12 protein-coding genes and 1 riboswitch are annotated in these 13,688 nt (G+C 57.7%); of the genes, 2 read left to right on the forward strand and 10 right to left on the reverse strand.

From position 1 onward, the window contains the following. Window positions 1-20: 20 nt before the first annotated feature. Window positions 21-557: a DUF6446 family protein gene (locus V7730_RS04820; RefSeq protein WP_335746460.1), complete on the reverse strand. Its 537-nt coding sequence runs from the start codon at window positions 555-557 to the stop codon at window positions 21-23. A gap of 22 nt (window positions 558-579) precedes the next feature. Next, window positions 580-1,509: a glycine--tRNA ligase subunit alpha gene (locus V7730_RS04825; protein WP_335746461.1), complete on the reverse strand. Its 930-nt coding sequence runs from the start codon at window positions 1,507-1,509 to the stop codon at window positions 580-582. Window positions 1,510-1,699: 190 nt separating this feature from the next. On the opposite strand from V7730_RS04825, the gene V7730_RS04830 reads away from it, so the two are divergent. Next, entirely contained in the window at window positions 1,700-3,508 is a 1,809-nt protein-coding gene (locus V7730_RS04830) for a serine protease (protein WP_335746462.1), read from the forward strand. A 91-nt stretch (window positions 3,509-3,599) separates the two neighbouring features. On the opposite strand, the gene V7730_RS04835 is transcribed toward V7730_RS04830, so the two are convergent. The 5 genes from V7730_RS04835 to metZ all read right to left on the reverse strand — a co-directional run bounded on the left by V7730_RS04835 (window position 3,600) and on the right by metZ (window position 9,650). Then, on the reverse strand, window positions 3,600-5,198 hold the full coding sequence (locus tag V7730_RS04835; protein ID WP_335746463.1) for a 5-guanidino-2-oxopentanoate decarboxylase: 1,599 nt from the start codon (window positions 5,196-5,198) through the stop codon (window positions 3,600-3,602). Further along, window positions 5,198-6,643, reverse strand: a complete 1,446-nt coding sequence (locus V7730_RS04840) for a TrkH family potassium uptake protein (RefSeq protein ID WP_335746567.1) — start codon at window positions 6,641-6,643, stop codon at window positions 5,198-5,200. The genes V7730_RS04835 and V7730_RS04840 overlap by 1 nt, the downstream gene beginning before the upstream one ends. A gap of 131 nt (window positions 6,644-6,774) precedes the next feature. Continuing rightward, window positions 6,775-7,053 (reverse strand): hypothetical protein, encoded by a 279-nt coding sequence (locus V7730_RS04845; protein ID WP_335746464.1) that lies wholly within the window; start codon window positions 7,051-7,053, stop codon window positions 6,775-6,777. A 217-nt stretch (window positions 7,054-7,270) separates the two neighbouring features. Next, entirely contained in the window at window positions 7,271-8,365 is a 1,095-nt protein-coding gene (gene folE2, locus V7730_RS04850; RefSeq protein ID WP_335746465.1) for a GTP cyclohydrolase FolE2, read from the reverse strand. Between the two features lie 100 nt (window positions 8,366-8,465). Then, entirely contained in the window at window positions 8,466-9,650 is a 1,185-nt protein-coding gene (gene metZ, locus V7730_RS04855; RefSeq protein WP_335746466.1) for an O-succinylhomoserine sulfhydrylase, read from the reverse strand. A gap of 94 nt (window positions 9,651-9,744) precedes the next feature. Further along, a riboswitch (SAM riboswitch) is annotated at window positions 9,745-9,821 on the reverse strand. A 101-nt stretch (window positions 9,822-9,922) separates the two neighbouring features. Between metZ and V7730_RS04860 the strand changes: the two genes are divergently transcribed. Then, on the forward strand, window positions 9,923-10,579 hold the full coding sequence (locus V7730_RS04860; protein ID WP_335746467.1) for a glutathione S-transferase N-terminal domain-containing protein: 657 nt from the start codon (window positions 9,923-9,925) through the stop codon (window positions 10,577-10,579). Window positions 10,580-10,604: 25 nt separating this feature from the next. Here V7730_RS04860 and V7730_RS04865 read toward each other — a convergent pair whose 3' ends face one another. Genes V7730_RS04865 through ftsY form a run of 3 tightly spaced genes read right to left on the reverse strand, consistent with a single transcriptional unit; the run spans window position 10,605 to window position 13,659 of the window. Then, complete coding sequence (locus tag V7730_RS04865; protein ID WP_335746468.1) at window positions 10,605-11,219, reverse strand: inner membrane-spanning protein YciB; 615 nt, start codon at window positions 11,217-11,219, stop codon at window positions 10,605-10,607. Between the two features lie 2 nt (window positions 11,220-11,221). Beyond that, window positions 11,222-12,124, reverse strand: a complete 903-nt coding sequence (locus tag V7730_RS04870; RefSeq protein ID WP_335746469.1) for an EamA family transporter — start codon at window positions 12,122-12,124, stop codon at window positions 11,222-11,224. An 11-nt stretch (window positions 12,125-12,135) separates the two neighbouring features. Continuing rightward, entirely contained in the window at window positions 12,136-13,659 is a 1,524-nt protein-coding gene (ftsY, locus tag V7730_RS04875) for a signal recognition particle-docking protein FtsY (RefSeq protein WP_335746470.1), read from the reverse strand. Window positions 13,660-13,688: the final 29 nt, after the last annotated feature.

Raw genomic sequence — 13,688 nt, forward strand, 5'->3', positions numbered from 1 at the left:
TCTGGTTTGCCGGATCGGCGTTATTGTGTTGGCGCATTTTGGCTTGGTGCGGGCGGGCATTCCTCGCCCACCACGGTGCCGTCATAGGCCTTCTCGCCGCAGTCGTTCAGCTCGTGCCAGACATAGCCGCGCCCGTCGTCGGTGATGGCCACAATGCGGTCCACACCGTAATGCACGTTCTTGGCGCTTAGAAACGTCAGGGCGGTGCCTGCTTCAAGCTCGGCACCGATGGCTTCCGCGTCAAAGCAGTCAAACCAACCCGGAGCGTTGCGCGGTGTTATGTCGTCGACCATCTGAAACGTCTCGGTCAGCAAGGCAAGACTGTAGGGCGTGGTGAAACAGGCGCGGTAGCGGATCGGAGAACTGTCAGCGTCAATCGCACGATACCCTTCAAGCGGGATCACCTCGGGCTGGCCGCTCAAGAGCGACATCAGCGTTATCCCGTCCGCGGGCGCGGCCACCTCGCGGTAGAAACCGTAGATTTGCAAATAGTACAACGCCGCACCGGCGGTCAGAGCAGAGACCATAATAACAATCCCGATTATTTTACCGCTCATGTGCGGGTTCCTGTCATCTTGTTCATGCTGCATCCTCGCGCCAGCCGCCGGCGCGGGTTTGCACAAACGCGTCCGCGCACATCTTTGTCAGCGCACGTACGCGACCGATATAGGCCTGACGTTCAGTCACCGAAATAATGCCGCGCGCATCCAGAAGGTTGAACATATGGCTGGCCTTGATGGCTTGGTCATAGGCGGGGTGTGCCATGACGATCCGCTTGCCGGTTTTTGGGTCTTCGTAGGGCTGTTCGATAATGGCTTTGCATTCGGCCTCTGCCTCTTCGAAGTGGCGCAGCAGGACCTCCGTATTAGCGACATCAAAGTTCCAGCGGGCGTATTCTTCTTCTGTCTGCTTGAACACATCACCATAGCTCAGCGGGATCGGCGCGTCCGGATCGTTGAACGGCATGTCCATCACGTGATCTGCACCAAGGATATACATGGCCAAGCGTTCCAAACCATAGGTCAGCTCCCCCGAGACGGGGTGGCAGTCGTGCCCGCCAACCTGCTGGAAATAGGTGAACTGGCTGACTTCCATACCGTCGCACCAGACTTCCCAGCCCAAGCCCCATGCGCCCAGCGTCGGGCTTTCCCAGTCATCCTCAACAAAGCGGATATCATGCAGGGCCATGTCCACCCCAATCGCCTCAAGCGAGCCGAGGTACAGCTCTTGAAGGTTGGGCGGGCTTGGTTTGATCAGCACCTGATATTGGTAATAGTGCTGCAGGCGGTTCGGGTTCTCACCATAGCGGCCATCGGTGGGGCGGCGCGAGGGCTGTACATAGGCCGCGGCCCAAGGTTGGTCGCCCAGACTGCGCAGGGTTGTGGCGGGGTGAAAGGTCCCTGCCCCTACTTCCATGTCATAGGGCTGCAGAATCGCGCAGCCGTGGCGTGCCCAATAGCTCTGCAACCGCAGAATGATTTCCTGAAACGAACGGGGTGTATCGGCCATCTGTGTGTCCTTTGCCATTTGGCGCTCTTACTATGGTGCAGGCGGCCAAGGGTCAATCAGTGCCGACACAGCACGGGGGCCGAAGCGCCACGAAACTGAAATGTCTGTGAAACACGTGCATCAGATATGGGAATCACAGCAAAATACTGTTTATGTGCCGCAATGTAATTTTTTGAGAGCTTATCCGCCGATGCTGCGAATTTTGACGATCTGTCTGGCCGCCCTGTTTCTGGCCTATACGAGTACCGCCCACGCCCAATCCAATGATCCTGACGAGGTGGTGTGGGTCCAGATCGAAGCGCAGCAATCACTAGCGCGAGCGACTGATCGCGCGCGCGCCTACACAACGTTGTTGCAGGATGTGAACGGTTTTGCCGTGGGTGGTGGCTGGTATGCCATCGTGGTCGGTCCTTACCGCCGCGCAGACGCAGAGCTTGTTTTGCTGCAATATCGCAATGACGGCCTGATCCCCCGCGACAGTTTTGTTCAGCTCTCTGACCGGTTGCGCCAGCAGTATTGGCCTGTGGGCGCAAACATCTTGGGCACAGGTGCCGTTGCCGCACCAGACGGCACTGTTCCAGAGCAGACCGAAACGCCAACGCCCGAAGTGGAAGCTCCGCAAGTGGCCGAAGTCGCGCCGACACCGGAACCTGAGCCAGAGCCTGAAGTCGCAGACGAGACACCCGCTCAGGCCCAACGCTCCGAAGCCAACCTGAGCCGTGATGAGAAAAAAGACCTGCAAAAAATGCTGCAGTGGGCCGGCTTCTACTCCGCAGCGATTGATGGCGCTTTCGGGCGTGGCACACGCAATTCGATGGCCGCATGGCAGGAAGCCAACAATTTCGAAAAGACAGGCATCCTGACAACCCTACAGCGCGCCGATCTTAAGAAGCAGTACAATGCTGTCCTGCAAGGGCTTGGCTTACAGACAGTGCGGGACGCGCAAGCAGGAATCGAGCTGACGTTGCCGACCGCCGTAGTTGCGTTCGACCGCTATGAGCCACCCTTTGCGCAATACAAGCAGATCGGCGATATCGACGCACGGGTGCTGTTGATCAGCCAATCCGGCACCCAAAACACGTTGTTCGGCCTTTACGAGATCATGCAAACGCTTGAAATCGTGCCGCTGGACGGCCCACGCGAGCGCAATAATTCCAGCTTCACACTGGTCGGCGAAAATGGCCGGATGATCAGCTATACAGAGGCGTCGCTAGAAAACGGTGAGATCAAAGGCTTCACCCTGATCTGGCCCGCAGGTGATGAAGAGCGCCGCCGCCGCGTGCTGGCGGAGATGCGCAGCAGCTTCACCCGTATGCTTGGCGTACTCAGCCCATCGGCTGGCAATACCTCTCAGCAGTCGATTGACCTGCTGTCCGGCTTGCAGATCCGCAAACCTAAAATGTCCCGCTCAGGCTTTTTCGTGACGCAAGGCGGGGACGTTGTTACCACTTCCGCCGCTGTTCAAAGTTGTTCACGGATCACATTGGACGGGGATACCGATGCCGAGGTGATTGCAGACGATACAACGCGCGGCGTGGCGCTGTTGAAACCAAAGGTGGCACTGGCCCCGCTGGCGGTCGCCAGCTTTGCCACACAGCCCGCACGGTTGCAAAGCGATATCGCGCTGGCCGGCTATTCCTTTGAGGGCGTGCTCAGCGCGCCTTCCATGAGCTTTGGCACGCTAGCGGATGTGCGTGGCCTTCAGGGCGAGACAAACATCAACCGCCTTGCCATGACCGTGCGCGCAGGCGATGCGGGCGGGCCGGTGCTGGACCGCACAGGTGCCGTGATCGGGATGCTGACCTCACAGCCCGACGGTGGCCCGGTGCTGCCCGAAGGTGTCAGCTTCGCCCTCAATGCAGAGACCGTTGTTGCGGCAAGCACAGATGCGGGCATCAAGCTTCCAGCCGCCGCCGCTGAAGGTGCGGCAAGCCTCACCGCGTTCCAACTCTCAGAAATGGCAAGTAGCATGACCGTGCTGGTCAGCTGCTGGGAATAACAAAGCGCTACAGCGCCAATTATTCAAAAAGCAGGGGCCGGAATTCTCAAAATTCCGGCCCCTGTTTTATGTATTTCTCAGGGTGTATTTCTCAGGCCTTGAGTGCTGGCGTGATGTAAATCAGCGTTGGCCCATCGGCATCAAACGCATCACGTACCGCAATTTGGAACGCTTCGATTGTCTGTGGCGCAGCGGACCTTGCACCAAAAGCCTCTGCCAGTTTGCAGAAATCGGGGTTGCGGGCGACCACAGCATTCGGCGCAATCTGGGCGCGCACCATGCTGTCCTCGATCTCACCCAGCTTGCCATTGTCCCACAGGATGATCGGCAGGCTCAGGCCCAGCTCTACGGCGACGCCCAGTTCCTGCATGGTATAATGGAATCCGTAATCTCCGATGATCGCCATGGTCGGCGCGCCCTTGCGCGCGATTGCTCCGCCAATTGCAGCAGGCGTGGCATAGCCCAACGTGCCAAACCCGTAGGGGTGGTGCCAATGACCAGGGCGGTCCATGTCCCAGACCTCTTTGGCGACATAGGCAAACTGCGTCATATCAGAGTAAATCATCGTCCCGTCAGGGATCGCCACGCGCAAAGCATCGCAAAGCGGCACAATACCCGGACGCTCTGCATCCGTTTCCGCCCGCCAGCGCGCGCGTGCTGTTGTTACTTCCTCAACCGTCCATTCGAAACGCTCGGGCAGACTGGTGTCAGCCGCTAGAATGCGGAAAACACTGCGGGCGTCAGCGTTGTAACGGTGCGTATTGCCCGCTGTGTCCGACAAAACCTCAGGGTCGATATCAATGCGCACCAATGTTGCGCTTTGTCCCAGCGTGTCGCGCCAAATATCAACTTCGGCCAGCTCTGTCCCGACAGCGATCACCAGATCGGACTGGGCAAAGATCGCCGCACTATCGCGGCGTGCCAGCGTGCTGCCGTAGAGATAGGGGTAATTCGCGCCGACAATCCCACGCCCAGCATAGGTCGTGAAGACGGGCACCGGACAGCGTGCTAGCATGGCGCGCACTTCCTCTGACGCCTCCTTGGCGCCGCCTCCCAGAACCAACAGCGGGCGCTTGGCATTGGAAAGCATCCCCGCAATGTCGCGCACTTGGGCGGGATCGATCTGTGCCGCGCCTTCGCTAAGTCCCAAATCACCGCCATCATGGGGCGCGGCCTGCCCTTCCAGAACCGAGATCGGCACCTGAATATGTTTGGGACGACGGCGCTGGCTGTTCATTTCCTGAAAGGCGCGATTAACCAACTGGTATGCAGCCTGCGGCGTGCGTGCCTCAAGCGACCAGCCGCACACTGTATCAGCCGCAGCGCGCTGGTCCTTCATCTGGTGCAACTGCCCGCGCCGTGCTGACGTCTCGTCCAGACAGCTGGAAATCACCAACATTGAGACGGAATCGCTATAGGCTTGGCCCATAGGCGTCATGATGTTGCACAGGCCCGGACCGGTGATCACGTAGGCCAAACCGGGCTTGCCGCTGGCGCGGGCGTAGCCGTCGGCCATAAAGCCTGCACCCTGCTCATGACGGGCCAACACATGGGTGATGCCCGCCTCTTCGATGCCGCGGTACATTTCCTGATTATGCACACCCGGAATGCCGAAAATCACATCAACCCCGCGCGCCTTGAGCATATGGGATATTTGCGCGCCCAGCGGGCGGGTTGGCGTATCGGGCATCAGGCTCTCCAGAAATTGACGGTAAAAATGACGTAGACCACCATAAGCTCCAGACGGCCAACCAGCATGGCGAGCGTCAAAATCCACTTGGCAGGATCGTTGAGCGTGGCAAAGTTGCCGGCCGGTCCGATGATATCTCCAAGACCGGGGCCGATATTGGCCAACGCCGCCGCAGCGCCGGACACAGAGGTCACGAAATCAAGCCCCGTCATCGACAGCGCGACCGAGATCACACCCAATGTCAGAATAAAGAACACAAAGAACGACATCACCGAGGACAGAACTTCGTCAGTTACGGGTCTGCCATCATAGCGCGGCGTGAATATCCCGTGCGGAGACCGGATACGCCGCAGCTGTGCGCGGATGGAGGCAAACAAAAGTTGGTAGCGGAACACCTTGATGGAACAAGCGGTCGAGCCCGCGCAGCCGCCGATCAGCCCCATAAAGAAGAACAGCGCCACCGCAAAGCTGCCCCACTGCATGTAATCGACCGAAGCATAGCCTGTGCCCGAGATGATCGACGTCACGTTAAACAGCGCCTCACGCACAGCTTGCTCGTTGTCCAGATGCACGCTCTCTTCCAGCAAGACAATCAGCAACAGCACCAACACGAGGATGGTCAATACAAACCCGCGCACCTGCGGATCACGGTGCAGCGCCAGCGGGTTGCCGTTGATCAGTTGGACATAGCGCACGAACGGCAGCGCTGCGAGAACCATGAAAATTGACGCCACATATTCGATTGGGCCGGAGAACACGCCGAACGACGCGTCATAGTTCGCAAATCCGCCGGTTGAGATGGTCGTCATCGCATGCGCTGTTGCATCAAACACGTTCATCCCGAAATACAGGTAGGTGAGCGCACAAATCAGGGTGAACAACACATAAAGTCCTGAAATCTGGGTCGCAATCTGCCCTGCACGGGGCAGGATTTTCCCGAAGGTATCAAAGCTTTCAGATTTGAAAATCTGCATACCGCCGACGCGCAGTTCAGGCAGGAAAACCATCGCTACAACAATGATACCGATGCCGCCCAGCCATTGCAGAATGGCGCGCCAGATCAGCAATCCTTTGGGCAGATCGTCCAAACCCGAAAAAACAGTGCCCCCTGTGGTGGTCATCCCGGACATCGCCTCGAACACCGCATCGACAAACCGGGCGTCTGTCTCCCCCAGAATAAAGGGGATCGCGCCAAACAACGGCAGCGCCACCCAAACAGAAGTCGTGAGCAAGAAGGTCTGCTGGATTGTCAGCCCTTCCTTGACGCCACTGGCACAGGCCAGCGCAATCGCGGTGCCGCCCAGAATAGTGATAACAGAGCTTTGAAGAAACACTGGCCACTGCTCTCGGCCTTCGGCAAGATCGACCAGCAAAGGCACCAGCATCGCCGCGCCCAGCACAGCCACCAACAGGCCAATTACATATCCAACAGGGCGCAGGTCCATTGCGCAGGGTTGGCGCGCCCGGGCGTCAGTGTCAAGCAACCGCGCGCACGCAAGGCCCTCAAAACGCAAAAGACCCGTCACGTCACCCTTCGGGGATCTGTGCACGGGCCTTTTTAGCAAAGCGTCAAGGATCAGACGTAGAAGAGATCCTTGAACACGTGGTACGCGATGTCGTCGCGCTTGATGCCGAGTGCGGCCAGTTCATCGTCAGATTTGGACTGCAGCACTTCGACTTGGCGTGTGCGTGAGGAAGCTTCAGCAGCTTTCGCCAGACCGGTGCCAATGCTTGTGAACATGGAGACGACCAGATCCAGACCACGGCGCGCAGTCAAAAATGGTGCGGATGTAATGCTTTGGCCGCTGGCTGGGATGCGGGCGGCGAAGTGTTCGGATGCGGATTGATAGGTCATTTGATATGCCTTCCGTTATTCTAATCAGTAAGGGATCATTCCCTTGCTCCATCAGATAGGGTTCGCTGCAGCGCAGCACCACCTTCAAAACTGCATAGCCGTTGCGCGTTTTCTGCACTCATCTTTTGTATCGTTTCCTCAGTCAGATCAGCCCGACATGAAAATGGCTGCCCCTTGAGGGAGCAGCCATTAGAGTTATTTGAAGGAGTTGCGAAATCTAACCTACGTGAAACAACGTGTTAAAAAGCTTCGGGTCAAGGCTGGCCTGCGCGAACGTCGGACCTTCGGTCAACACGCTTACCGCGTCGTGGCTGTGCAGGCTTTCCTGATGGCTGGCCACAACACGGAAGTCTGAAATGCGTTCATCGGCCAACAATTGCTCACAAAACAAGCGCGCTGCATCCTCGACAAATATTGGATTGGCGGCGTTGAGCTCTGCAAAGGCCTGCTCGTCTTCGCGCTTTACCATTACTTGGGTTTCTGTGGGGACGGCGCGGCGGCAAGCCTCGATCAGATCCTCGAACCACAGGCAATTTGCGCCGTCTTCCAACAGCACAGAAATCCGCGCGACAGAGCGTTGCGAGTGCGGCGTAGCAAGCTGATTGCGCATAGCGCGCGCGTGCTCGGATAGTTCCAGCGAGCATGGGCATGTGCTGGAATAGACGTAATCAAGGTGGATAATCTGTTGGCGTACACCCGCCTGCTCTACCAACTCAAGCGCCACGTCGTAATATTGGTAGCCCTCCAGCCCAGACCGCAGGCTGGCAATCTTCATCGGGAAGGAAAACCGCATCTGGATCCGCGCATCAAAGCTTTCCAGATCGGTGATGTAGTCATCGAGAGCTGCTTCTATCACTTGAAAGCTGAATGTCTGCTCTGCGTGTTTGTAAAAGCTGCGCATGATGCGGGACATGTTGATGCCCTTCTTATCCGCATCAAGGCTCACTGTGCCCGTCACCGATGTTTCCAGCGTGAGCGGACTATTATCGCGCGTCTCATACCGGACCGGTAGGCGGAAATTGGAGATGCCGACGTGCTGGATCTGCTGGTTGGCGCCTTTGATCAGGCTTGAGGGGCCGTTTTGCAGGTCAGGCAGGCTCGCTTTATACTCCGGCTCAATCTCGAAATCGGCGGGATATTCGCGTTGGAACAGCGGATAGGCTTCCCCGCCCTTCAGGAGTTGCAGAATTGCAGGGTCAAGCGTCGCCAGATCGACCGCATCTGCCGAAACAGCCCATTGGCGCAGTGTTTCCAGCGCAGCCTCAGCCGCTAAACGGTCCGGTGTCGGAGTGATCGGTGTTGCGATATTCATGGGTCGGCCCCCTTGTAGGTCATGAGCCATATGTAGGCGTCCTGACCCATATTGCCAAAAAAATATTCGCATCAAACGGGGAAATGTTGCTGCGTGGTCTTTAATTGATGCTGTCCAGCGCCTGCAGGAGGTCTGCGATCAGATCACTTTCGTCCTCAAGGCCCACGCTCATCCGCACCAAACCGGGCGTGATACCCAATGAAAGCTTCTGCGCATCAGGCAAGCGTTGGTGAGTGGTGGTGGCAGGATGGGTCACGATTGTCTTGGCATCGCCGAGGTTATTGGAGATGATCGCAATCTCCAGAGCATTGAGAAATTTGAACGCCGCTTCCTTGCCGCCTTTGACATCAATCGCAAGCACGGTGCCCCCTGCCCCCATCTGGCGCTGAACCAGCGCGTTCTGAGGATGACTGTCAAGCCCTGGATAAATCACCTGCTCCAGCGCAGGATGCCCTGCAAGTGCGCTCGCGATGCCCAAAGCCGCGCTTGCCTGTGCGCGCACCCGCAGGCCCATGGTTTCCAGACCTTTGAGCATGATCCACGCAGTAAACGGCGACATCGAGCCGCCTGTATGCTTCATGTAGGGCTCAACCGTTTTGCGAATAAACTCCTTACTGCCAAGGATCACACCGCCCAGCGCGCGGCCCTGGCCGTCTATGTGTTTGGTAGCTGAGTAAATCACCACATCAGCACCTTGTTCAAAAGCGCGTGAGAAAACAGGTGTCGCAAATACGTTATCAATCAGCACAAGCGCGCCTTTTGCATGGGCAAGCTTTGCCACTGCTTCGATGTCAATCACCTCAAGTGTGGGGTTGGAGATGGACTCAAAGAACACGGCCTTTGTATCGCTGCGGATCGCAGCCTCCCACTTGGCCAGATCGGTCCCGTCTACAAAAGTCACCTCGACACCGAAACGGGTCAGAATGTCCTCCAGCACATAAAGGCAGGACCCAAACAGCGCGCGCGACGACACCACATGATCCCCCGCCTTCAGCATTGAGGTCAGCGCGCCAGAAACAGCCGCCATGCCAGAAGCCGTTGCAAAAGCGTCTTCTGCGCCTTCAAGTGCGGCAATCCGCTCCTCGAACATCTTGACGGTCGGGTTGCCATAGCGGGCGTAGATGAATTCATCCTCACCGGACGCGATAAAACGCTGCTCGGCGTGCTCGGCGCTTTCATAGACAAAGCCCTGCGTGAGAAAAATTGCCTCCGACACTTCGCCGTATTGGCTGCGCCGTGTGCCTGCGTGCACCGCTTTGGTGCCGGGTTTCCAAGTGTTGCCCATGATCATTTTCCTTTGCACACCGTTAGTGCGACCTTCTGTGCGCCCGAGGTGAGGGGCCGGGCACAAAAAAAACCCAAACGCGGTCAAGCGAAAGGGGGCTTTCATCCTGACCTTTTAGCGGAATGTTTAACGTGGCCCGCAATCCGGTAACAAATCGCCACACCGCCGGATTAGGCCAAAGCGCGATGCAGGTCAAGCAATGCGCGCCTCTCTTGCCCTGTGCGCAAAAAACGGCACAGTGGTGATTGTATTCAAAGCAAGGGCCGACAGACATGAGCGCACCAATTGATCTATATTACTGGCCCACGCCGAACGGCTGGAAAGTCTCTGTTTGCCTTGAGGAAATGGGCCTGCCCTACAACACGCATCTGATCAACATCGGCAAAGGCGACCAATTCGCCCCCGATTTCCTGAAGATCGCCCCCAACAACCGGATGCCAGCCATCGTTGACCCGAACGGGCCGGATGGCGCTGCGATCTCGATCTTTGAAAGCGGGGCGATCCTGCAATATCTGGCGCGCAAGACTGGCCTCTTTTACGGCGAGACTGAACGAGAGCGGATTGCCGTGGACCAGTGGTTGATGTGGCAAATGGGCGGGCTTGGCCCCATGGCCGGTCAAGCGCATCATTTTCTAAAATTCGCGCCAAAGGCCAGTCCACCGCAAGACATACCCTACGCCAAAGACCGCTACCGCGCGGAAACTGCGCGGCTTTACGGCGTTTTGGATCGTCAGTTGGCGCAGAACGAATATGTTGCGGGTGACTTTATCTCAATCGCGGATTTCGCGATCTGGGGGTGGGCATCGCTGTGGGAAGGCCAGCAGCAAACACTGGAAGACAAACCCCACATGGGGCGCTGGCTTGATCTAATGGGACAGCGCAAAGGCGTGCAAGCCGGCCGCGCGTTGTTCGCCGAACTACGCGGCTAGGGCGAACTTCCGCAGAAGAATTGCCTCAGTGTGCAGCGTCCTCGCTGTCTTCGATGACATAGTGTTGCAACTGGGCGAACTGCCAAAACAGGAAAGCCATCAGCGCGATCGGAAAGCCGAACGTCTCAATCTTGACCCAAGCGTCTGTGGACATCGTGCGCCAGATCAACTCGTTTGCGACTGCAAGCGTCAGAAACGCCATGGTCAGACGCTTTGTCAGGATCATCCAGCCCTCGTGCTGCATGGGCAGCATGTCTGCCATGACAAATTCCAGATAAGACCGCCCGCGCATAAGGCCGATACCAAGAATCACCGCCAAGAGGCCATAAACGATGGTTGTCTTCATCTTGAAGAACCGCTCATCGTTGAACCACGCGGTCAGTCCGCCAAAGAAGATCACCATAAACGCCGTGAACACCTGCATCCGGCTTAGCTTACCCGTAAGAGCCCACAGCGTGGACATAGCAACCAATAGGATCGGGACAAAGACCACAGCAGACACGATAAAGCCGCTGTATTCTGTTCCGCCGATGGTGAACGTGTCCTCCTTGATCCTGATATATAGGACAAAGAACGCCACCGTGGGGCCCAGTTCCAGCACCTGATTCAGGATCGGGTTGATCTCACGCTTGTTCGCCATCACTAGCCTCCGAATTCTACGATTACAGCGCCTGCAGCGATCAACGCCATCAGCGCAATCCGGCGCGGGCCGACTGTTTCTTTAAGCACCAGCCACCCGATCAGGGCGGCAAATACTGTTGAAGTCTCTCTTAATATGGCGGCCTCGCCGACCTTATCCAGACGGGTGGCCAACATAATCGAACCAAAGCTGAGAAACGCGACCAATCCGCCAAACACGCCGCGCTGCATAAGAGGGCCTATGGCGGGTGCATCCGGCATCGCACGCCAACGCCGGAATGCGATGATCGGGAACAAGAACCCGTCAATCATGAAAAACCATGCAAGGAAGGTAAAGGGATTGGCCGTGGCACGGATGCCGTAGGCGTCATACGTTGTGTAAAGCGCCACAAACAGCCCCGTCACCACCGCCAGCCCAAGTGCAAGGTTCAGCGTCTCCCGTTCGGAAACCAGATACATCAGGTTGTACAAAGCCAGCCCGAAGATGCCCGACATCAGGACGGCGACACCAAACCATTGTGCGCCGTTAAAAACCTCACCAAAGAGGAAATACGCCCCGATAACAGTGAACAGCGGCCCCGTACCGCGCACGACGGGATAGACCACCGTATAGGCGCCCTTGGTGTAGGCCGCCGCCTGTAAGATTTTATAAAGCGAGTGAATGATCCATGCGCCTATCAAGATGGGCCACATATGCGGCTCTGGCCACGGCACCACGAATAGCGCAAAGGGGGCGGCCATCAGGCAGTATGATCCGTCAATCGCCCCACGGGTCAGCCAAGGGTCATGGCGCCCCTTTTGCAGCGCGCCAAACACCGCGTGCAAGAACGCTGCCATCAGGGCAAGTACCAAAGCAACGCTATGCCCTGCCTCAGTTCCCTCGATGCTTAAAAGCCAATCGGTCATATGCGGTGCACTTAGCGGTCCAGCCCTGTCAGCGCATCTGCAAATTCTTGGGGGTCAAACGGTTGTAGGTCATCAATCTGCTCGCCGACGCCGATGGCGTGGATTGGCAGACCAAATTTATCCGCCAACGCAACCAGCACGCCGCCTTTGGCAGTGCCGTCAAGCTTGGTCATCACAAGGCCGGAGACGTCGGAAATTTCCTGAAACACTTTCACTTGGTTCAGCGCATTCTGCCCCGTAGTCGCATCCAGCACCAACAACGTGTTGTGCGGCGCATCTGGGTCCTTCTTACGAATAACGCGGACAATTTTCGCCAACTCTTCCATGAGGTCGCTGCGGTTTTGCAACCGGCCTGCGGTATCGATCAGCAACAGATCGGCACCGTCCGCCTCGGCGCGGCCCATCGCATCAAAGACAAGGCTGGCCGGATCGGACCCTTGAGGCGCTGTCAGCACAGGCACCCCTGCCCGCTCTCCCCAGACCTGCAACTGCTCAACAGCTGCGGCGCGGAATGTATCGCCGGCAGCGATCACAACCCTCTTGCCCGCAGCGCGGAATTGGCTTGCCAGCTTGCCGATAGTCGTCGTCTTACCCGAACCGTTCACCCCTACCACCAGCACCACCTGAGGTGTCTTCTCATAAAGTGGCAGCGGCTTTGCGACAGGCTCCATAATGCGGGCAATTTCGTCGCTCATCAGGGCTTTGATCTCTTGCACTGACAGCTTTTTACCCAACCGGCCTTCGGCCATGTTTGCAGTGACACGCAGCGCGGTATCCACGCCCATATCGGAGGCAATCAACAACTCTTCAAGTTGTTCCAGCATGGCATCATCAAGGACACGGCGCACAACAGGAGCGGCATCAGCACGGCCCATTAGACGGCCCAAAATGCCGCGCTTTGGCGCTTCCGGCTCTGGCGCTGCATCCGCTAGCATAGGCGCAACAGGCGTCAAAGTGGTGCGCAACGGCTCAGCTGTTTTTTCTGCGGCGGCGATCTCTGCCTGCCGTGCAGCTTCCTCTTCAGCGCGTTTTACGGCTTCTTCTTCGGCGCGCTGTGCAGCAAGGGCTTCTTCAGCAGCTAGGCGGCTCGCTTCTGCGCGCGCTTGACTGTCCTGCTCGGCCTGTGCAGCTTCGGCAGCGGCTTGCGCCTTTTGCGCGGCCTGCGCTGCCTCGCGTTTTTCATCTTCTTCGGCGGCAGCAGCAGCCACCTCAGCCTGCCGTGCAGCCTCAGCCTTTGCGCGCGCGTCCGCTACGGCCTGCGCTGCGGCTTCTGCCTCATGGGCACGCCGTGCCTCTTGAGCTTGGCGGGCAGCTTGCTCTGCCGCATCGTGTTCAGCGCGCAGCCGCGCTTCTTCGGCGGGATCAGGTTCAACGGCCTCGGGAATTTCTTGCAGAGCCAGTGCAGGGGCGTCCATCACCTCGTCCACGGCAGCAGCTTCGGCTTCGCCGCCATCGCTGACAATCGCCTCAAGCCCCTCGTCGATCTTCGACGAGGATTTGAACAGACGGTCTTTGAGCTTTTTGAAAAACGCCACGCGAGGGTCTCCGGCTTGTGCTTCTTACT

This window comes from Sulfitobacter sp. (assembly GCF_036961165.1).
Classification (GTDB): domain Bacteria; phylum Pseudomonadota; class Alphaproteobacteria; order Rhodobacterales; family Rhodobacteraceae; genus Sulfitobacter.